The organism is Streptomyces sp. NBC_00250, assembly GCF_036192275.1.
Lineage (GTDB): Bacteria > Actinomycetota > Actinomycetes > Streptomycetales > Streptomycetaceae > Streptomyces.
The window spans coordinates 5,331,249-5,351,822 of the sequence record NZ_CP108088.1 but is presented as its reverse complement, the minus strand read 5'-3'; the positions used below and the strand labels follow the sequence as shown (position 1 = coordinate 5,351,822).

Sequence of the window (20,574 nt, the reverse complement as noted above, 5' to 3'; positions counted from 1 at the left end):
CATGGAGCAGCCGAACGAAGCCCCCCGCAAGGACCCCAGGACCTCCGAGCCCTCCGAGATCTCCGAGGCATCCGGAGGTGACGACCACGCCCCCCGCCGCCTGACCGACCCCGCCTCCATGCGGGCGCTCTCCCACCCGGTCCGCCTCGCCCTCATCGAAGTCCTCACCCTTCACGGGGCACTGACGGCCACTCAGGCGGGCGAGCTGATCGGCGAGACCCCCACCACCTGCTCCTTCCACCTCCGCCAGCTCGCCAAGTACGGCTTCGTCGAGGAGGCCGGCCCCATGCCGGGGCGCTCGCGCCCCTGGCGCATCACACGGCTCGGCTGGTCCACGGAGAACGACGCCCCCGCCGACGCCGCCGTCGCGGCCCGACACCTCGGCGAACTGACCCTGGAACGCCAGCTGGACCGGCACCGGGCGCACGAGCGCGACGCCCACCGCGCCCACACCGTCTGGTGGGCCACCCCCGACGAGGCGGCCGAACTCCAGGGCGAGATCGACGAGTTGGTGATGCGCTACCGGGACAGGCTCCAGGACCCGTCGAAGCGCCCCGAGGACGCGGAAGCGATCGAAGTGGTGATCCTCACCCACCCGTTCGCCTGACCACCACCGACACGCACCGGACGACAGACCGGACCACAGACCGTTCTCAGGGGGAGACATGACCATCCAGGCACTGACCGCGCCGGAGGCGACGCCCGACGCGACGAAGCCCTTGCGGAAGAACAGGGACTTCACGCTGCTGTGGAGCGGCCAGACCGTCTCCCAGCTCGGCACCTCGGTCTCCGTCCTGGCCTTCCCCCTGCTCGTCCTCTCCCTGAACGGCTCCGCCGTGCAGGCGGGCGCACTCGGCACCCTCCAGGCGGTCATCCGCGTCGCCTTCCAGCTGCCCGCCGGCGCGTTGGCCGACCGCTGGAACAGGAAGCGCGTCATGCAGGTCTGCGACGCGGGCCGCGCCGTCCTCTTCGCCGGCCTGGCCACGGCGATCCTGCTCGGCCGGGCACCGCTCGCGGTGATCTTCGCGGTCGCGGGCGCCGCCGCGGTCCTGGACGTGCTGTTCGGCGCGGCCGAGACGTCGATCGTCAGCCAGCTCGTACCGCGGTCGCAGCTCCCGGAGGCCTTCGCCAAGAACGAGGCCCGCGCCTACGGAGCCTCCCTGGCCGGTCCCCCGCTGGGCGGCTTCCTCTATGCGCTCGGCCGCTCGGTCCCGTTCCTCTTCGACGCCCTGAGCTATCTGCTCTCCCTCCTCGCGGTCTCGTTCATCCGCAGGCCCGCCCACCCCACGGAGGAGGAGACCGGGAAGACCTCGCTCCGGCACGACATGCTGGAAGGCCTCCGCCATGTCGTCGCGAGCCCCTTCCTCCGGGCGGTGATCCTGATGGCGGCGCCGGTCAACTTCGCCCTCACCGGCGCCCAGTTCTCGGCCGTCCTGATCCTCACCGACGCGGGCCACAGCCCCCGGGCGCTCGGCATCGCGCAGGGCTGCATCGCGGTCGGCGGTCTCCTCGGCGCCCTCTTCGCCGCCCGCGTCCAGCGGCTCCTGCCCTTCCACCGCCTGCTGGTCGTGGCCCTGGCCGTGCTGCCCGCACTGCTCACGGCGAGCACCGTCCTGAACGGCAGCCTGGCGATGGTGGCCCCGCTGGCCACGGGCCTGTTCCTGGCGCCCGCCGTCAACTCGATCCTCTTCGGCCGGATCGCCGCGACCACCCCGGCCCGCCTCCAGGGCCGCGTCATCAGCGTCGTCGCCCTCTCGGCCACCGCCGCCGCCTCGCTGGCCCCGATCGTCGTCGGCACGGTCGTGGAGCACAACGGCGGCACGGCGGCCATGACCACGGTCCTCGCGGCCGCCTGTCTCTCCCTCGTGGCGGCCCTCCTGAACCGCCGGACCCTCCGCGACAACCAGGACGTTCGCTGAGGGCGTGCGGCAGACTCGGACCATGACGTCACGGATACGCCGTCGATCCGCCCAGGCCGCCTCGCTGCTGTTCGCCCTCCTGCTCGCCGGCGTCAGCGGGTGCTCCCACGGCCCGAGTGAGAGCGAACTCAAGGGAATCGCCACCTCCGACGAGGTCCGGCAGAAGCGGGAGCGCACCGAGCGCGAACTACGGGCGCGGGCCGACGAGATCGGCAGGACGTCCCCGTGGGGCCCGGCCCTGCGCACCACCGTGGTGGACACGTGCGCCCGGGGCGGGGGCAAGAACCACCTCGACCAGAACGCGCCGAAGCAGCCGGCCATGTACTGCCAGATGCGGCTGCACCTGTACTTCGTCGTCGACCGTCCCGTGCCCGACGTCCTCGCGGACCTCCGGTCCATGAAGACGCCCGCGGTCTGGAGCGAGGACTCGATCAGGAGCGCGCTGCGGTACCACGAGACCAGGGTCTACGAGCAGCCGCACGCCTACCGGCCGTCGATCGCGAGCGTCACCGGCGGGATGCTGCTGTCCTGGGACCCGCCCGGCGACGAGGCGCGGTTGCAGGTCCCGGAGCCGTGCCCCGGGCGCAAGGCCGTGTTCGGCACCTGCGCGTCCGATCCCGCCGACGTCACCCTCTCCGCACTGCGGGAGCGGCCGGGCACGCTGTTCGAGTGGACGCTCACGACGGGCTATCACACCGTGCCGGCCGCATAGACAGCCGCGCGGGAAGAGGAAAAGGGCCGGCCGGTGTCGTACTCCCCGGCCGGCCCTCTCTCAGGTGCTACGTACGCTCCTGCATCCGTCTACCGACGGCCTACCATCCGTCGATCGTCGCCTCCATGGCGTCGGCGTACGCCCGTGCGCCGGCGATCTTCGGGTGGAAGGACTGCGCCGAAAGGCCGTAGGACTTCAGGAGCGGCCAGTCCTTGATCGTGTTGTCGCTCTCGACCAGGGTCTTGACCATGCCGTGGATCTTCTCCGGGTTCCCGCACACGCCCTTGCCCTCGAAGGCCCAGGTGGGGTCCGAGAACCGGATGTCGATCCCCTTGCTCCGGCCGATCACGCCGACGTCCCGCATCTCGCTGGTGAGGTGCGCGGCCACCGTGTTGAGCCAGTCGTTGGACTCCTTAGACAGGCCGAGCGGCCCGAGCCGCAGACAGCTCGCGTCGTTGGAGATCAGCTTCGGGTAACCCATGAGCAGGATCTTGGCGTTGGGCGCCTTCTTGTGGATCAGCTCGACGGCGGCGAGGATGTCCGTCTTCACGACCTGGGAGATCAGCTGCGGCAGCGCCGTGCTCATCGGAACTCCCTGGTACGGCCCGTCCCTGTTCGTCTCGATGGTGCCGTTCCCGTCCACGTCCCGGTCGATCTGCGGGTTGTGGTCGTCGAACGGCTTGTCCTGGCAACTGCCCGAGCCGAAGGCCAGGAGGCACTTCTGGACGACGAACGTGAACCGTGAGTCGTTGCCTCCGATGGACATCGTGACCATGGTGGTGTTCTGGTCCAGGTACCCCTTCTGGATCTGGGCCAGTTCGCCGTTCTCCGGGTCCCTCAGGACGTTGTACGTACGGGCACCCGAGCAGGCGATCAGGTGGTAGTCCATGGCCGGGTCCCAGCGGTCCGCCTGCTCACCGATCGACTCGAACGCCCCCGTCCTCGCCTTGGACTGGCGCGACCACGCCTTGTCCGAGCGGTGACAGGCGTTGCGGGTCGTCTCGTCCTGGGAGTCCCGGTAGTTGGTCTCCTTGTAGTAGTTCGCGTTGCCTTCGGAGGCGCCCTCTCCCGAGGAGAAGGAGTCGCCCATGGCCACGATCTGGTCCTTGGGCTTGCCCGGCAGCTTCTGGAACGCGACGGAGTCCCAGGCCACGTCCTCGCCGTTGCCGCCGTCCCCGGTGTGGGTCGAGAGGGAGACCGTCGGCCTGCCGGTGAAGTTGAAGACTCCCAGGCTCACCCAGCGGTTCTCACGGGTGCGCTGCGGGACCACGCGAACCTTCGACGTGGAGTCCGTTCCGCCCACGACGTACGCCGCCTGACGGGTGTGCGCGCCGTGGTCGGGCATGTGCACCAGGACCCGGGACCAGCCGATGTTCGACTCGTTCAGGGTCCACTTGCCGGTGATCAGCAGCCGGGCGCCGTCGTACGTGGAGCTGTCCCTGGTGTGGGAGAACCAGAAGTGGTTGTTGTCACCGGCCCCGATCTGGTGCAGGTCCATCTTGCCGGGATAGGTGCCCTGCCAGTCGGTGAACTGGAAGTCGAAGGTTCCCGCGGAGGTGGAGCCGCCGCACGTTCTCGCCGTACTGCCGGCCGGCGTGGCGCCGTAGGGGATGTCCTCGACGATCTGCGCCCCGAGGGGCAGGGAGCCCAGACCGCATTGGGGCGGATACGAGTTGACGTCCGGCTGTTCCGGATAGGTGTCGTTGAACCGGTGCACCGCGTTTCCGCACTGCGCCAAGAGGACGCAGTCCTTCCACTGCACCGAGGTGTTCCACCAACAGTGCAGCCAGTGCGGGTTGCTGTCCGAGTTCCCGTAGTCGAGGGTGCAGGCACCCTGGCCCGGGTCGTTGGAGTCGTTCTCGCCGATGCGGCCCGAGTAGCAGTCGTTGTTCTCCATGGTGCAGAACAGGTCGAGCGGCGGCTTGACGCGCGTACGGTCCGAGTTGCTGTTCCACCACGCCGCCACGTAACCGGCCTTGATGTCACCCGGCGTGAAGAGCGCGGCGATGGGGCGGGCGGCCCAGCCGATCACCTTCTCCTGGTACGGCCAGTGCTGCGGGTTCGCGGCGTGGGAGTAGTCGTCGCTGCCGTCCGCCTTCTCCAGGAACGGGGTGCGGTTGAACTTCCACAGCGGGTTGGCCGGGTTGTTGGTGAAGCCGACACCCCAGTGATCGTCGCCGCCGGAGGGGTCGCCGCCCTTCTCGTAGAAGCCCGCGTTGTAGGCCCAGAGGGCGAAGAACCAGTTCTCGATCCACTTCGGGTGTCCGTTGTTGACGGTCAGCCCGGCCTTCGCCGTCTGGTTCCACTTCTCGACGAGGATGTTCGCGCCGGCGGCGATGTTCGCCGTGTAGTCGAGCGCGATGGCCTCCTGCTGCGTCTTGCTGAGCTTGACGCCCTGGTCGGAGACCCGCATGCCGTCGGTGACCTGGGTGATGCCGTAACCGCAGTCGGCCTTGGCCCAGTTGATCGACCAGGGGTCGGCCTGCGAACCGTCCGCGGAGTACTTGACTCCGTAGTAGTTGCCGATCAGGGAGTTGGCGGTCACGCCCGGAACGGCGAAGCGGGTGGCCTGCCACATGTTGGATTCCTGCGCGGTGATGCCGAGCAGGACCTGCGACGGGATGTGCCAGTCGGCCACGCGGTCCGGGATGCCGTTGGTGTCCCCGTACATCAGGTCAAGCGGGAAGAGCGACTGCGGCTGGTAGGCCGGCATGCCCATGTTCTTCCAGTTCGCCGGCCGCGAGACCTGCTTGTTCAGCGTCCCGGCGACCGCCTGGTCCACCGCCCACTCCACCTGGCGGGGAGTCGGCTGGAAGGCCTGCTTGCGGATGTCGTTGCGGGGCACGGCGCAGGTCCGCTCGGACTCGACCGGGTCGGAGGGCGAACCGGCCGCAACCGACGCCGTGGCCGACGTCTTCGACGACGCCGCTGTCTTCGACGAGCCGGCCGTCTTGGACGACGGGTCCGTCTTCGACGCCTTCGGCGTGCTCGACGCGCTTCCGCCACCGGGCAGCGCCGGGGACATGGCGTTCCCCGAGGACCGCTGCTTCATGTTGCCCAGCGGCTTGCCGCCCGGCACCGCCTCCAGGACCTCGGTCTTCCCGGTGCCCATCAGACGCAGCTCGGTCCGGACCGGGCGGGCCTCGCCCTCGTCGGCGGCGATGAGGGGGGAGTTCCTCCCCGGCGCCCAGGCCGACCCGACGGCGGCTTCGCCGCGCGTGGAGATCCGGGCGTCCTTCGCCAGGTCACCCCGGTTCCTGACGCTTCCCGGCAGCGCGCCCAGCGACTTCGCCTTGCCGGTGACGTACACGGTGCCGTCGGCCGAGGACGCGAGGTCCCACTGGGTGAGGGCGCCGCTGACCAGCGTCGCCGGCGTGGCGCCGCCGCTCTTGATCTGCCCGGCGGTCACCCGGCGGGCGCGGCTGTCGCCCTCGGACGAGGTCTTCGCCGCCGCGGGACCGGGGGTCCGCTCGATGAACGTGACTCCCCCGTCCTTGTCGGCCCGGAGCTGGAAGGGAACGCCGTGCGTCCGCGCGATCGTCTTCCGCTTCCCGTCCTTGCCGACCCGGACCAGCCGGCCGCCCTCGGCCGCGACGATGCCCTGCGTGGTCGGTACGGCGGAGGTCACCTGCCCGTCGAGCAGGAGCGGCTTTCCGGTCTTGCCGGCGACCGCGTCGACCGTGATGAGCCGGGTGCCGGTCTTCTTGTCCCCGTCGTAGGACAGCTGACTGAAGACCGCGTCCTCGCCCTCACCGCAACCGGGCGAGAAGTACGCCAGGGACGCCTGGTGGGGAAGCTTCGTGACCTGCCCCGTCTCCAGGTCCACGACGGCGGTGAACGCCCCTCGCACCATCAGCTCGGGCTTGTTGGTGAACGTGCGGGGCGCGTAGGCCACCGCGGCCCGCTTGCCCGACTCGGTCACGCAGGCGTTCCCGATCCAGGCGTCCGCGTCGAACCCCGGCTCGGACAGGGTGGCAGCGGTCTTCCACTCGTAACCGTTCGCCGCGTCCGCGACCAGGAGGTGGAACCCCTCCGCGTCACCGGACGTGGTCCAGGCGACGTCCTTGGAAGCGGCGTATCCGCTTCCCTGTACCGACGCGCGGCGCTGGGCCGGAATCGCGCCCTCGGGCCCGTCACCGCCCTTCGCCGCCGAGTCCGCCGACCAGCCCTGCGCCGACTTGCCCGGCCGTACCGGATCCGCGGCCATGGCCTGCGCGGGAAGTGCCGCCACCAGCGCCACCGCGGTGGAGAGCACCACGGGTATGCGTGTCGTCCGCCGTCGTCTCATCGCTCGGCCCCCGGTGCGAAACCCGTTCTTCCACCGGGTCCGCCTGAACTGTGTGTCATCAACTGCCCTTTCGTGTCTTCGAATGCGCCGAAATCAGAGGCTCGGCGGCTTCAGCGGTAGACGTCGACGACCAGGCGGTTCGGCTGGGTCAGCTGGAACACCTGGTGGCTCGTCGACGGCCCGAGCGTGATGCCGAACTCGACGCGGCCCTCGAACTCGCCCAGGACCTGTACGCCCTTGACCGAGGGGAGGTTCAGCGCCTGCAGGGCCGGGCTGGTGAAGGCCAGGTTCCCGGCGTCGTCGTAGAGGTGGGCCCGCTCCATCGTGATGAACAGGTACGACGTGCCCTTGATCTCCAGGTACTCCGTCTTGCCGCTGTTCGGGACGTATGCGCCCGTCGTGTTCGTCGTCGTCGTGACCCGGGGGCTCGACGACAGGTCGAACACGAGCCGGTCGTAGCCGGTGTGCGTCGCGGCGCGCGTCCCCAGGACACAGGTGTCGGAGCACGTGGCGGACACGCTCGCGCTCCCCGCTTCGACCGCGGTCCCGGCTTCGACCGCGGTCGCGGCGGATGCCTGGGGCAGGGCGAGCACCGAGGCGACTGCCAGGGCGGCGAGGGGCGAGGCGATGCGGGCCCACGTACGGCGTGAATTGCGCATGAGGTCGGGTTCCTCCGGCTTTCCAAGATCGGCGCTGAATAGAGTCGCTCAACCCAAGAGGCATCCCCCCGCCCCTGCATAGCGAATTTCCTGACATTGACCAGAACCCATGACTTCGGCGACTCGAATCACCGCCCCGACACGACCCCTCGACATTCACCCTCACTGCACCGATATCGGCCCTCAAGCCTTCGAAATGGGCGAATTAATTTTCAGACACCCGCCTCCCGCCCCGGAGCTGGAGGCGAGGGGGACACTCCCCGCCCCATCGACCAAAGCCGCACGTGAAAGCGGTTACTGCCAGGTAGGAGAAGGTGACCCGGACGGGTAGGTGGAATCACTTCCGGCCGTTCCACATCGTTTTCCGCCTCACCACGCCCCCGTCGTGCCCACAGTGACGCCCGCAGTCGAATGGCCGGATTTCACTTCACCATTCACGGTAAATCCGGACAGGCCGAGGCCATATCAGATTTGGGTCGGACATAGGGCGGATACGCCTTGGATATGGGTCACACCTGAAAGGCGGCACAGGTGGCCGGTTTCCGCCCCTCGCAATGAGGGGGAACACCTGGAGCCGGGACCGGACGTGGACCTCCCGAACGACCGCCGGGGACGCCGGCGCATGCTCACCTCATGAGGCCCATCCCCCTGAGGCTCATCTCCTGGGGCTCATCTCCTGAGACCTGCCCTTCGAGACGCATCCCATGACACCCCGTGGCGCCACCCCGGCAACACTCTGGCGCATCATGGCGCCAGAGAACTTGCAATGGCGCCACGGTGGTGCCACTATTGCGTCATGGACCTCACCCCGTACGTTGACAACCTCCGCCATGAGCTCGGCGTGGCCGCCGAGGCGGGCGGCGACGAAGCGCGCGCCCTGGCCGAGCGGCTCACCGGCACGCTCGAGTCGGCCGCCCGACTGACGCTGCTCAACGCCCTGTCCGACGCGATGGACGAGGTCACCCGTGACCTCGCGCCCGGCTCGGTCGACCTGCGACTGCGCGGCCTGAACCCCGAGTTCGTGGTGACCGCACCGCCCACCGCCGACCTCTTCGACGAGCCCGGCACTCCGGCGCAGGCCCCGCCGCCCCCGGCGCCGGCCCCCGTGGAGGCCGAGGACGGCGCCACCTCGCGCATCAACTTCCGGCCGCCGGCCCAGCTCAAGACCCGGGTCGAGGAAGCCGCGAGCCGCGAGGGGCTCTCGGTCAACGCCTGGCTGGTCCGGGCCGTGGCCGCCGCCCTCGAACCCGGCACGGCGGGCCGTACCCGGCAGGGCACGACGGGCCTCGGCCCCGCCGTCGGACAGGGCTTCACCGGCTGGGTCCGCTAGCCGCACGTCACCCGAGCACACACTCACCGAGTCGAAGGACGGCACAGCCATGCCCACGTTCGAAACCCCCGAAGCCCTCACCGCCACCGTCGAGGTCGAGATCGGGCGCGTCCGGATCATCGCCGGCAAGCGCACCGACACCGTGGTCGAGGTGACACCGAGCGACCCCGGCGACAAGCTCGACGTCCAGGCCGCCGCGGACACCAAGGTCACCTGCGCCGCCGGGAAGCTGCTGGTCAAGGGCCCCAAGAAGCGTTCGCTCTTCGGCAAGGTCGGCGCGGTCGACGTGACCGTCGAGCTCCCCGCGGGCTCGGACCTGACGGGCAGCACGGGCCTCGGCGAGCTGATCGGCGAGGGCCTGTTCGGGAACTGCCGCCTCACGACCGCCGCCGGCGACATCCAGCTGGAAGAGGCCGCGGACGTACGGCTGAAGACCTCGCACGGCGACATCCTGGTGGCCCGTACGACGGGTGAGGCCGAGATCCACGGGTCGGGCCGCGTGCAGGTCGGCCGGATCAGCGGTGCGGCGACCGTCAGGAACCTCAACGGCGAGACCGTGATCGGCGAGATCGGCGGGGAGCTGCGGGTGAACTCCTCGAACGGACCCATCCGTGTCGGGCAGGCGGAGTCCTCGGTCACCGCCAGGACCGCCAGTGGCGCCATCCGCCTCGAACACGTCGTACGCGGCAGGATCACGCTGGACTCCTCCGCCGGGGGCCTCGAAATCGGCATCGCCGAGGGGACCGCGGCCTGGCTCGACGTACGGTCCACGGCCGGGCGCGTCCGCAACGAGCTGGGCACGACGGACGGCCCGGGCCAGTCCGAGGAGACGGTCGAGGTCCGCGGCCGCACGAGCGTCGGCGACATCGTCATCCGCCGCGCGTAACCGCGCGTACCGGCGAAAGCCGCGCAGCACACCGCACCGAACCGCACCGCACGACACCGCATCGCACTGCACCACATCGCATCGCATCGCATCGCATCGCATCGCATCGCATCGCATCGCATCGCATCGAGGGGGGACGGAGAGCACGATGGAACGCGGCTTACAGACCAGCACCCCCGGCGCCTTCGCCTCCTTCGTGCGCTTCGTGATCTTCGGCGGCGGAGTCGGCCTCGCCTCCAGCGCGGCCGTCGCCCTGCTCACCGCCCTCCTGCCGTTCGCCCTCTCCAACGCCCTGGTCACGGTGGTCTCGACGATCCTCGCGACCGAGCTGCACGCCCGCTTCACCTTCGCGTCGAAGCCCACGCCGGGGCCCACATCGGGGCCCACATCAGGGCTCGCGTCGAAGCCCGCGTCGAAGCCCGCGTCGGAGCGGCGCCCCGCCTGGCGCCGCCTCCTGCGCTGCGGCCTCCGCCACCACCTGCAGTCCGCCGGGACGGCCGCCGCCGCCTTCTCCGTGACCACCCTCGCGATGCTCGCCCTGCACACCTTCGCGAGCGCACCGGGTCTCGCCGTCGAGCAGACCGTCTACCTCTCGGCCTCGGGCCTCGCCGGCATCGGCCGCTTCCTGGTGCTGCGCCTGTACGTCTTCGCCACCACCCGCAGGCAGCAGCCCACCCCGGTCCCCCTCGACCTGCACCGGTCGCCGACCCGCCGCGAACTGCTCACCACCGCGTCCTGACGCGGGCCTGAGCGCACCCACCCCCGCACCGCCCCATGCGCCGCATGCGCCGCCGTGGCGCCATGCCGCCATGCCGCGCCGTGCCCACTCGACCATCACCGACCCGACGGGAGCCCCACCGTGGCTACGTTCCTTTCCAGACTGGGCCGCCTCGCCTTCCGCCGCCGGGGGGTGACCCTGCTGCTCTGGCTGCTGATCTTCGGCGGCATGGGCTTCGCCGCCTCGTCCGCACCGGCGCCGCCCGCCGACACCTTCTCGATGCCGGGCACCGAATCGCAGGAGGCCTTCGACCTGCTGACCGAGAAGTTCCCGGACGCGAGCGTCGACGGCGCCAGTGCCCGGGTCGTCGTCCGGGCCCCCGAAGGCGCGAAGATCACGACGCCCTCGACGCGGACCACGGTCGAACGCCTCGTCGCCGAGCTGGGGACCTCGTCCCCACAGGTGGTGGGCGTCGCAGACCCGTACGAGTCCCCCGCCGTCAGCATCAGCGAGGACGAGACGACCGCCTACATGGTGGTGACGTACAAGGTCCCCGCGATGGAGGTCGACGACAAGGCGCACGACGCCCTCGACGCGGCCACCGAGCAGGCCCGCGAGGCGGGTCTCACCGTCGAGGCCGGCGGTGACGCGGTCAAGATCGAGCAGGCCATGGGCGGCACCGGCGAGCAGATCGGCATCCTGATCTCCGCGATCGTCCTCGTCCTGACCTTCGGCTCGATGATCGCGGCCGGAATGCCGCTGATCACCGCGCTGATCGGCGTCGGCATCGGCATCTCGGGCATCACGGCGCTCGGCTCCACGCTGGGCCTGTCCGGCACCACCTCGACCCTCGCGATGATGATCGGCCTCGCGGTCGGCATCGACTACGCGCTGTTCATCGTGTCCCGTTTCCGCGCCGAGCGGGCCGAGGGACGTACCCCCGAGGAAGCCGCGGGACGGGCGGTCGGCACCGCGGGCTCGGCCGTCGTCTTCGCCGGTCTCACGGTCATCGTCGCCCTCGCCGGGCTCGCCGTGGTGAACATCCCGATGCTCACCAAGATGGGCCTCGCCGCGGCCGGCACCGTCGCCGTCTCCGTACTCGTGGCGATCACCCTGGTCCCCGCGCTCCTCGGCTTCGCACCGGTCAAGGTGATGGCCCGCAAGGGGCGCCTGCGGTACGCCGTGAAGCCGCTGTCGGACCGCAAGCAGCGCAGGGCCGCCAAGCACGAGGCGAAGCTCGCCGGGAAGACCGGGCCCAACCTGGGCTCGCGCTGGGCGAGTTACGTGCTGCGTCACCCCGTGGTCGTCCTGCTCGTCGGGGTGATCGGCCTCGGCACGATCGCCGTACCGGCCATGAACCTGGAGCTCGGCCTGCCGGGCGAGGGCCAGATGTCGACGCAGACCACCCAGCGCAAGGCGTACGACCTGCTGTCGGAGTCCTTCGGGCCCGGGTTCAACGGCCCCCTGATGGTCACCGTGCAGGCCGAGGACGCCAAGGCCGCCGGCGCCGAGATCGGCAAGGCCCTCGCGAAGACGGACGGCGTGGCCGCGGTCTCCCCGGCCACCGCCAACAAGACGGGCGACACCGCGATCCTCAACGTCGTCCCGGAGAGCGGCCCGACGGAGAAGAGGACCGAGGAACTGGTCCACGCCCTCCGCGACACCGCCGACGACCTGGAGAAGAGCACCGCGTCGCGGATCCTCGTGACCGGCCAGACGGCCATGTTCATCGACTTCTCCCAGACCCTCGACGACGCGCTCCTGCCCTACCTGGGCCTGGTCGTGGGCCTCGCCTTCCTGCTTCTGATGGTGGTCTTCCGCTCGGTCCTGGTCCCGCTCAAGGCCGCCCTCGGCTTCCTGCTCTCGGTGGCCGCGGCCCTCGGTGCCGTCGTCGCGGTCTTCCAGTGGGGCTGGCTCGCCGATGTCTTCGGCATCGACGCTCCCGGCCCGATCATGAGCACGATGCCGATCTTCATGATCGGCGTGGTCTTCGGCCTCGCGATGGACTACGAGGTCTTCCTGGTCAGCCGGATGCGCGAGTCGTACGCCCACGGGGCACGCCCGGCCCAGGCGGTCGTCGACGGCTTCCGCTACGGCGGCCGGGTGGTCGGCGCGGCCGCGGTCATCATGATGAGCGTCTTCTCCGGCTTCATCGTGGAGGACAACGACTTCGTCAAGATGATCGGCTTCGCCCTCGCGATCGCCGTCCTCTTCGACGCCTTCGTCGTCCGCATGGCGATCGTGCCCGCGCTCTTCGCCCTGCTCGGCAAGTCCGCCTGGTGGCTGCCGAAGTGGCTGGACCGGATCCTGCCGCGGGTGGACGTCGAGGGCGAGAAGCTCGGCCGGGTGGAGGAGACTCCGCGCTCGCACCAGGAGCGCACCCTGGTCGGCTGAGGCCCTCTCGCAGTCCCGTCGAAAGGCGCCCCCGTACCGGCACAGGCCGGCGCGGGGGCGCCTTTCCGCTGCCCGGGGCGGACCGGGAGGCCGGCCCGGCGGCGTACCGGAGGCCGGCCCGGTGGCGTACCGGAATCGCATCAGCGCAGGCCAGAGCAGCGCGGCGCCACATGGTGACACCCAAGGACATCCATGGCGCCACAATGACTCGACATGGCGCCATCCATGTGCCACGATGATGGCGCAAGCACGGCACCACTTGGCGCCACTTCAACGCCACGCCCGGTCGCCCTGCCGGCCCCGCCCCATCAGCCCCACCGCATCGGCCCCGCCCTCGGACTCCCCGCAAGAGAAAGGTCCGCCCACCATGAACACCGCGACCACAGCGGCCACCAGCACGCGCACCGCGGCGATCGCCGCGATCGGCCTTCGCAAGTCGTACGGCGACAAGGTGGTGCTCGACGGCATCGACCTGCGGATCCCCGAGGGCACGATCTTCGCCCTGCTCGGCCCCAACGGCGCCGGCAAGACCACCACCGTCGAGATCCTCTCCACGCTGATCACGGCCGACGGGGGCGAGGCGCAGGTCGGGGGTCACGACGTGGCGACCGACGCCGGCTCGGTACGGCGCCGGATCGGCGTCACCGGACAGTTCGCCGCCGTCGACGGGCTGCTCACCGCCGAGGAGAACCTGATCCTCATGGCCGACCTGCACCACCTGAGCCGCGACGAGGGCCGACGCCGCACCGCCGAGCTCCTGGAGCGGTTCGAGCTGACCGAGGCCGCCCGCAAGAACGTCGCCACCTTCTCCGGCGGCATGCGCCGCAAGCTCGACCTGGCGATGACGCTGGTCGGCAGGCCGCAGATCATCTTCCTCGACGAGCCGACCACCGGCCTCGACCCGCGCAGCCGCCGCGTCATGTGGGAGCTGATCCGGGACCTGGTCACGGATCAGGGCGTGACCATCTTCCTCACCACGCAGTACCTGGAGGAGGCCGACCACCTCGCCGACCGCATCGCGGTCCTCGACCACGGCAGGCTCGTCGCCGAGGGCACCGCGGAGGAGCTGAAGCGGCTGATCCCCGGCGGCCACGTCCGCGTCCGGTTCGCCGACGAGGCCCACCTCGCCACGGCGGCCGCGATCTTCGGCATCGCCACCGGCGACGAGGAGTCGCTGACCCTGCAGATCCCCAGCGACGGCTCGGTCACCAACCTCCGCGCCATCCTCGACGCCCTCGACGGCTCCGGAGCGCGGGCCGAGTCGCTCACCGTGCACACCCCCGACCTCGACGACGTCTTCCTCACCCTCACCGGCAGGCAGAACGCCCCCGCCGTCCCCGGCCGGTCCGCCACCGCCGCGTCCACGTCCGCCACCGCCCAGAAGGAGTCGAACCGATGAGCACCACGAGCCCCGTCACCCTCGCCCCGGCCAAGGCCGCCGAGCCCACCCGCTCGTACGCCTTCCGCGACTCCAGGACGATGCTGCGCCGCAACCTCAAGCGCCTGCAGCGCTACCCCTCCCTCACCATCACGATCGTCGTGATGCCGATCGTGATGCTGCTGCTGTTCGTGTACGTCTTCGGCGGGGCGCTCGGCACCGGCATCGGGGCCGGCGGCGACCGCGGCGACTACACCAACTACGTGGTGCCCGGCATCATCCTGATGGCCGTGACATCGGGGGCCATCACGACGGCCATCTCCGTCTGCACCGACATGACGGAAGGCATCGTCAACCGCTTCCGTACGATGTCGATCTCCCGCGGCTCCATCCTCACCGGTCACGTCCTCGCCAGCGTCATCCAGGTCGCGGTGATCCTCGTCCTCGTCACCGGCGTCTCCTTCGCGGTGGGCTTCCGGCCCGACGCCTCGGCCGTCGAGTGGCTGGCCGCCCTGGGTCTGCTCCTCTTCCTGTCCTTCGGCCTGAGCTGGCTGTCCGCCGCGATGGGCATCGGCGCCAAGACCGTCGAGGCCGCGAGCAACGCCCCGATGCCGCTGACCTTCCTGCCCTTCCTCGGCAGCGCGGTCGTCACCCCGGAATCCATGCCCACCGCCCTGCGCTGGTTCGCCGAGTACCAGCCCTTCACCCCGATCAACGAGACCCTGCGCGGCCTGCTGCTCGGCACCCCCATCGGCAACGACGGCTGGATCGCCCTGGCCTGGTGCGCGGCCTTCGCCGCACTCGGCTACCTGTGGTCCCGCTCGGCCTTCGAGCGCGAGGTCACGCGCTGACCACGGCGGGGCGAACACGACGTAGGGGCGACTCCCGGCCGGTGCCGGGAGTCGCCCCTTTCGTCGTGGGCGCCGGCGACTCGCCCGCATCACCCGGATCCCCCTCAAGGTGAGAAAAATGGGCCCGGGGCAACACGAACGACGATTCTTACGGATTGACCCGACACCTACTCCGCCCCCTTCGTGAACGTCCCGCCGAATTCGGCGGGAAATCCTTCACCCCGAATTCACAACCGGGCGGGGAGGGCCTGCCGCGGCGGCGTTCACCGGGGCTACTCAGACATGACGTACTCGTGAAAATCGCCGCACAGTGTGTCAGGTCCATGTCGTAACCTGCGCCCTTCCGTCATGAAGGGAATGAAGCATCATGCACGCCACGAGACGCGCCCTTTCGCGCCTGATCGCCCCCGCCGCGGCCGTCCTCGCGACGGTCACAGCCGCCCCCACCGCCTCGGCGGCGCCGCCCCGCGCGGCGGTCGAGGTCTGCGACGACATCTGCGTCGACGGCGTCCGCGCCGCCACCCACGCCGACCACGACCGCGTGGTGTTCGACCTGGGAGCGGGCCCGCTGCCGACCGTCGAGGCCCACCACTCCCCGTACAGCGAATTCATCACGCCGGGCGGTGAGCCGAAGTACCTGACCACCCCCGGGGACTCGTACCTGTTCCTCAGCCTCAAGAACGCCGGAGACGGGGACTTCGCGACCACGAACCCGCGGGTCGAGACGTTCAACCTGCCCACGGTCAAGGCGAGCCAGTTCCTCTTCGACACCGACGCCATCCTCGGGTTCTCACCCGCGATCGACTTCGGGATCACCCTCAACGGCCCGGTGAGCAGTTACCGCGTGTTCACGCTGACCCAGCCGAACCGTGTCGTCGTCGACATCTACCGGTAGCCCCAGCACTTTCTGCTGTCGAATCTCTCCGATTTCTCGAACCTCTTTCATCTCTCGCCTTTTTCAAGGAGATTGTCGTGCGTAAGAGAACATGGGGCAGGGTGGGAGCCGCGGTGGTGCTCCTCTGTCTGTCCCAGACACTGACGACGCCACAGGCGTCGGCAGACGCGAACGCCCCCGGCTGCTACGCGGAGACCTGTGCGGGCAAGGACCCGTACAGCGAGGGCTGTGACCAGAGCTCCGAGCGGATCGCGCAGCTCAACGAGGGCGACGAGGTCGAGGTGCAGCTGATCTACTCGTACAGCTGCAACTCGGTCTGGGCCACCGGCGCGATCGACCCGACCTCGCCCTCGCAGGCGTCGTACTACGTGGCGCTGTGGTCCACCCCGACGATCGGCGGCGCCCAGTGGCCCCGGGGGACCACCAAGTGGCTCACGCCCGAGCTGCCGACGGGCCACACCACGATGGGCGACTGGCAGGGCACCAACAAGGCCTGCTGGAACACCAACGGCACCCACTGGGATCCGGCGCCCCTCGACTACGAAGGAACCGGAGGCAGCATGCCCCGGTCGACCGGCGCCTGTACGGCCTGGCAGTGAGAGGGATCATGCTGAAGCACCTACGGACGCCACGACGGCGCCTCACCGCACAGGTGGCCGCGACCGCCGTGCTGGCGTCCTCGATCGCCCTGATCCCGTTCGCGGCCCCGACGACGCCCGCCGAGGCGGCGGACGCCACCACCAACGTCCTCTTCGGCGCGCCGGAGAAGGCCCTCGGCAAGGAGTACCGGAACTCCGGCGACCAGATCGTCAGCGGGACCGGTGACTCCGAGGGCTTCCACATCGTGGCGGCCTCGGAGCGGGAGGGCTACACCTTCCGCGAGGTGGCCTCGCTGCGGCGCAAGGACGTCGACGCGGGCCCCTGGACGGGCTACGTCTGCACCACCGGCTCCGGCAAGTACGCCGCCGCCGTGTACATGCCCTCCCTGTGGACGAACAAGCCGGGAGCCGTCTACCGCGGCGCGTTCGCCGCCGTCGTGCGGCTGAGCGACGGCAAGGTCACCGAGGTCGCCCAGGGCGTACACCTCTCCTACTACTCGCCGGGCTGCGGCGAGGACGACCGGGTCCTCTTCTCCACCAGCTCGGCCACGGACGCCGGCCCCGGGAAGACCACCGTCATCGAGGCCGACGCGGCCACGGGCAAGGCCACCGCCGACCGCACGGTCGACGGACAGCTCACCCACATGCTGCCCACGCCGCGCGGAGACTACGGCGTCCTGAACGGCGATCTGGTGAAGCTGACCGGCCGCGGGAAGACGACGCGCGCGCAGAAGCAGACCAAGCTGGACGGCCCGGTCTTCGCCCTGACCTCCTCGGCCGGCGGCGACCTCGACCTCGGCCACGTGAAGGGACGCAAGAGCGTCATCAGCCGCTGGCACGGCGGAAAGCTCTCCGCGCTCGGCTCCGGCGAGATCGGGAAGGTCAAGCTCTTCCCGCGCAAGGGCGGCTCCCTCGTGGTGGGCGACGTCGCCGAGATGGACACCTCGCGCGCGCCCGGCCTCAAGGCCCAGCCCTTCACGGGCCGGCCCGAAGCCGTCTCCCGCGAGGGACGGCTGATCGCGACCTCCGTCGTCTCTGACGAACTGAAGGGCGTCAGGGCGCCCCTCGGCACGCCCGAGTCGAAGGCCACGGAGGACGGTCTGGCCGCCGGCCTGATCCGCCTCCAGGCGACGGCCGTCGCCACGGGCACCAAGGCGGCTATCGCCTTCGACACCGACGCCCACCCCGTCGAGAAGCCCGCGTCCTCCGCGGGCAGCCCCGCGATGGGACCGGCGGCGCACACCGTCTCCGGACCGGTCGCGAGCGGGGCCGTGGCCCTCGGGGCCACGGCGGACCCGCGGGACGACGTGGAGCCGCTCAGCTGCGGCGAGGGCTCGCCGGAGGCGCTGTGCCTCTCCGCCGGTGTGGAGACGTACGAGCATCCCGTCGTCCGGGGCGATCCCGAGGACGAGAGCGACCCGTTCTACGAGATCCCCTGCCTGGTGAAGCGGAACGACCCGAAGCGGCAGGCGCAGCAGCCCAGCGCCAACCAGGTGGAATGGGCGGTCGACCAGGCCGTGCACGGCGCGCTCACCCTGCAGCGTCCGGCCAACTGGCACGACACCGGCCTGCCGGCGTACTCCCCGCAGGGGCTCTTCCCGAAGCCGGGCCTGACCGGCGGAGGTGACATCCCCGCGCAGGTCGTCCTCGGCATCCTCGCGCAGGAGTCCAACTTCAAGCAGGCGTCCTGGCACTCCGTGAACGGTACGGCGGGCAACGTGCTCCAGGCCGACTGGTTCGGCAACGGCGCGAGCATCCACTACTACCCGAACTGGCGGGATTCGGACTGCGGCTACGGCATCGCCCAGGTCACCACCGGCATGTCCGAGAGGCACGCGGAGACGTTCAACCCGACCGAGGCCGGTGCCATCGCCACCGACTACGCGACCAACATCGCGGCGGGCATGCAGATCCTGGCCGAGAAGTGGAACCAGCTCAAGGCTCTCGGCATGGAGACCAACGACGGCAGCCCGCAGTGGGTCGAGAACTGGTACATGGCGCTGTGGGGCTACAACAGCGGCGTCTACACCGACCCGACCAAGCCCCGTGGTCTCGGCTTCTTCAACAACCCCGCCAACGCCACCTACCCGCCGGACCGCCAGGGCTTCCTGCGGGCGACGTTCGACGACGCCGCGCACCCCGCCAAGTGGCCGTACCAGGAGAAGGTCCTCGGCTGGGCGGAGACCCCGCACAAGACGTGGAACTGGGAACCCTCGTACATGGTGGCCGACTTCCCCGGCGCCACGGCCCTGCTGAACCTGCCGACGAACTACGGCATGTTCTGCTCGCCCTCGATCAACAACTGCACGCCGGGCACGGCCAACCCCTGCCCGCCCATGAACGAAAGCTGCCGCTGGGCCGGAAGCGCCTCCTGGATCCCGGGCCAGAGCGAGAGCAACTCCTCGCGTGAGCAGCTGCGGTTCCCGGTCGGCTCCCCCGAGTCGGAACTCGTCGCCAAGTACCCGTCGGGCCCGTGCATGACGACGCCCGACGGCACGCCGGGCACGATCGTCATCGACGACCTCAACGGGCGTGAGAACGTCTACGGTTGCGGGGCCGTCCCGAACGCCGATCAGGGCAAGTTCTCGCTCCAATTCGGCGACAACCTCATCGTGGACCGCGGTAACAAGAACTTCCGCGCGAGCCCGTACATCGCGCAGATCGACGTCCACCAGCTGGGCGCGGGCTACAACGGCCACGTGTTCTTCACGCACAGCTATCCGACGGCCGACTTCTTCCACAAGGTCACCGGGCGCTGGAAGCTCAACCCGGCGCTCCTGCCGGGCCCGGACCAGCCCGGCAGGCGGTTCAACGTCTGGATCCACCTGCCGAACCACGGCGCCGAGGCCACCGTCCGGTACACCACCATCCCCGGCCCCAACAAGGGCGGCCTGGGCACGGACACCTGCAACATCAGCCAGGCGAACCGGACCCTGGGCAAGAACTCCTGGTTCAAGCTGGGTTCGTGGCAGTTCTGGAAGGGCGGTGGCGTCGAGATGGACAACGTCCACCCGTCCGGCGGCACCGGAGACGCCAACGTCGCCTTCGACGCGGTCGCGTTCGTCCCCGTGGGTGCTCCTGACAAGGGCAACTGCAACATGGGGAAGTGATGGGAACGGCACACGACTCGTGCCGCCGGTTCGTGGCGGCAGTCGCTCTCGCGGCTGCCGCCGGCCTGGCCGGCTGCACACAGCACGAAGGTACGACGGATCCGGGCGCCCGCCCCGCCGGAGCCCCGACGTCGACCACCCCGGGCAAGCCGGCCCCGTCGTCCTCGGCGGCGTCCCCGGCGTCGTCGGCGACGGGCGCGGGTACGGGACCGGGTACGGCGGTCACCGAGCCGCCCGCGGCCGCGGACTGGCCGGACCGGGCCGTGACGGCCGACCGGGCGCCCCGGCTGGGGAAGAGCGCGGTCATCGCTCCCGGCTACCGTGCGGACGACTTCCTGACCGGCCTCGCCGGGCGCTGGAAGGTCCCGCTCGGCAAGCCGCGCCTGATCGACGCACCGGGCGGCCGCAAGGTGTGGCACCTCTCCGGGGGCGTGCCCCGTGACGGGGAGCGGGAGCTGGCCCTGTCGGGCGTCCCGACGGAGCAGGGCGACCTCATCACGTTCAGCTGCATGGTGAAGGCCGACCGGGCGAAGGCCGGGGCGTTCCTTGAGGACTGCGTCGGCACGGGGATTCCGGGGTGGGACGAGAAGGGCGCCACCGCCTGGCTCGACAGGGCGAAGAAGCAGGTCGACGCCCTCTACACCAAGGAACGCCGCCAGGTCGTCAGCTCCCTGTACGTCTCCGGGAGCGCGCACGCGCTCCTGCTGAGGTCCGGCCCGACGCCCGAGTCGGTCGGTATGTACACGCTGTCGGTGGCAGGCGGAGGAATAGCCGAAAACTCCTGACCCACCGGACCGCGTGTCCCTCACTCACCCACGCACCCACCCACCACACC

Annotated in this window: 15 protein-coding genes; 13 read left to right on the top strand and 2 right to left on the bottom strand. The window is 70.2% G+C overall.

The genetic code is table 11. The features are described from left to right. Position 1: 1 nt before the first annotated feature. Genes OG259_RS24330 through OG259_RS24320 form a run of 3 tightly spaced genes read left to right on the top strand, consistent with a single transcriptional unit; the run spans position 2 to position 2,631 of the window. Positions 2–607 carry a winged helix-turn-helix domain-containing protein gene (locus OG259_RS24330; RefSeq protein WP_328944191.1) on the top strand — a complete coding sequence of 202 codons (606 nt, stop codon included), beginning with the start codon at positions 2–4 and terminating at the stop codon, positions 605–607. Between the two features lie 58 nt (positions 608–665). Further along, positions 666–1,919, top strand: coding sequence for an MFS transporter (locus OG259_RS24325; RefSeq protein WP_328944190.1), 1,254 nt, complete (start codon positions 666–668; stop codon positions 1,917–1,919). Between the two features lie 22 nt (positions 1,920–1,941). Then, entirely contained in the window at positions 1,942–2,631 is a 690-nt protein-coding gene (locus OG259_RS24320; protein ID WP_328944189.1) for a hypothetical protein, read from the top strand. 100 nt (positions 2,632–2,731) lie between these two features. On the opposite strand, the gene OG259_RS24315 is transcribed toward OG259_RS24320, so the two are convergent. After that, entirely contained in the window at positions 2,732–6,889 is a 4,158-nt protein-coding gene (locus tag OG259_RS24315) for a NocE (RefSeq protein WP_328944188.1), read from the bottom strand. 140 nt (positions 6,890–7,029) lie between these two features. Beyond that, positions 7,030–7,578 (bottom strand): AMIN-like domain-containing (lipo)protein, encoded by a 549-nt coding sequence (locus OG259_RS24310; RefSeq protein WP_328944187.1) that lies wholly within the window; start codon positions 7,576–7,578, stop codon positions 7,030–7,032. Positions 7,579–8,374: 796 nt separating this feature from the next. Between OG259_RS24310 and OG259_RS24305 the strand changes: the two genes are divergently transcribed. The 10 genes from OG259_RS24305 to OG259_RS24260 all read left to right on the top strand — a co-directional run bounded on the left by OG259_RS24305 (position 8,375) and on the right by OG259_RS24260 (position 20,524). Beyond that, positions 8,375–8,908: a hypothetical protein gene (locus tag OG259_RS24305; RefSeq protein WP_328944186.1), complete on the top strand. Its 534-nt coding sequence runs from the start codon at positions 8,375–8,377 to the stop codon at positions 8,906–8,908. 49 nt (positions 8,909–8,957) lie between these two features. After that, complete coding sequence (locus OG259_RS24300; RefSeq protein WP_328944185.1) at positions 8,958–9,794, top strand: DUF4097 family beta strand repeat-containing protein; 837 nt, start codon at positions 8,958–8,960, stop codon at positions 9,792–9,794. Between the two features lie 148 nt (positions 9,795–9,942). Continuing rightward, positions 9,943–10,533 carry a hypothetical protein gene (locus OG259_RS24295; protein ID WP_328944184.1) on the top strand — a complete coding sequence of 197 codons (591 nt, stop codon included), beginning with the start codon at positions 9,943–9,945 and terminating at the stop codon, positions 10,531–10,533. Positions 10,534–10,653: 120 nt separating this feature from the next. Continuing rightward, positions 10,654–12,906, top strand: a complete 2,253-nt coding sequence (locus OG259_RS24290) for an MMPL family transporter (RefSeq protein ID WP_328944183.1) — start codon at positions 10,654–10,656, stop codon at positions 12,904–12,906. A gap of 367 nt (positions 12,907–13,273) precedes the next feature. Beyond that, positions 13,274–14,305: an ATP-binding cassette domain-containing protein gene (locus OG259_RS24285; protein ID WP_328944182.1), complete on the top strand. Its 1,032-nt coding sequence runs from the start codon at positions 13,274–13,276 to the stop codon at positions 14,303–14,305. Then, a complete protein-coding gene (locus OG259_RS24280; RefSeq protein ID WP_328944181.1) occupies positions 14,302–15,135 on the top strand; it encodes an ABC transporter permease in 834 nt (277 codons plus the stop codon). The genes OG259_RS24285 and OG259_RS24280 overlap by 4 nt, the downstream gene beginning before the upstream one ends. A 367-nt stretch (positions 15,136–15,502) precedes the next feature. Continuing rightward, entirely contained in the window at positions 15,503–16,030 is a 528-nt protein-coding gene (locus OG259_RS24275; RefSeq protein ID WP_328944180.1) for an AMIN-like domain-containing (lipo)protein, read from the top strand. 77 nt (positions 16,031–16,107) lie between these two features. Then, the gene (locus OG259_RS24270) at positions 16,108–16,629 is read left to right on the top strand and encodes a DUF2690 domain-containing protein (protein ID WP_328944179.1); all 522 of its coding nucleotides are present in this window, start codon (positions 16,108–16,110) and stop codon (positions 16,627–16,629) included. 8 nt (positions 16,630–16,637) lie between these two features. Continuing rightward, positions 16,638–19,739, top strand: coding sequence for a transglycosylase SLT domain-containing protein (locus OG259_RS24265; protein ID WP_328944178.1), 3,102 nt, complete (start codon positions 16,638–16,640; stop codon positions 19,737–19,739). Beyond that, on the top strand, positions 19,739–20,524 hold the full coding sequence (locus OG259_RS24260; protein ID WP_328944177.1) for a hypothetical protein: 786 nt from the start codon (positions 19,739–19,741) through the stop codon (positions 20,522–20,524). The genes OG259_RS24265 and OG259_RS24260 overlap by 1 nt, the downstream gene beginning before the upstream one ends. The last annotated feature ends 50 nt before the right edge of the window (positions 20,525–20,574 follow it).

Excerpts from the sequence above, each read along its gene's own strand:
- OG259_RS24325 (WP_328944190.1), top strand. The coding sequence starts at position 666 with ATGACCATCCAGGCACTGACCGCGCCGGAGGCGACGCCCGACGCGACG.
- OG259_RS24320 (WP_328944189.1), top strand. The coding sequence starts at position 1,942 with ATGACGTCACGGATACGCCGTCGATCCGCCCAGGCCGCCTCGCTGCTG.
- OG259_RS24285 (WP_328944182.1), top strand. The coding sequence starts at position 13,274 with ATGAACACCGCGACCACAGCGGCCACCAGCACGCGCACCGCGGCGATC.
- OG259_RS24280 (WP_328944181.1), top strand. The coding sequence starts at position 14,302 with ATGAGCACCACGAGCCCCGTCACCCTCGCCCCGGCCAAGGCCGCCGAG.
- OG259_RS24305 (WP_328944186.1), top strand. The coding sequence starts at position 8,375 with ATGGACCTCACCCCGTACGTTGACAACCTCCGCCATGAGCTCGGCGTG.
- OG259_RS24260 (WP_328944177.1), top strand. The coding sequence starts at position 19,739 with ATGGGAACGGCACACGACTCGTGCCGCCGGTTCGTGGCGGCAGTCGCT.
- OG259_RS24265 (WP_328944178.1), top strand. The coding sequence starts at position 16,638 with ATGCTGAAGCACCTACGGACGCCACGACGGCGCCTCACCGCACAGGTG.
- OG259_RS24275 (WP_328944180.1), top strand. The coding sequence starts at position 15,503 with ATGCACGCCACGAGACGCGCCCTTTCGCGCCTGATCGCCCCCGCCGCG.
- OG259_RS24330 (WP_328944191.1), top strand. The coding sequence starts at position 2 with ATGGAGCAGCCGAACGAAGCCCCCCGCAAGGACCCCAGGACCTCCGAG.
- OG259_RS24300 (WP_328944185.1), top strand. The coding sequence starts at position 8,958 with ATGCCCACGTTCGAAACCCCCGAAGCCCTCACCGCCACCGTCGAGGTC.
- OG259_RS24310 (WP_328944187.1), bottom strand. The coding sequence starts at position 7,578 with ATGCGCAATTCACGCCGTACGTGGGCCCGCATCGCCTCGCCCCTCGCC.
- OG259_RS24295 (WP_328944184.1), top strand. The coding sequence starts at position 9,943 with ATGGAACGCGGCTTACAGACCAGCACCCCCGGCGCCTTCGCCTCCTTC.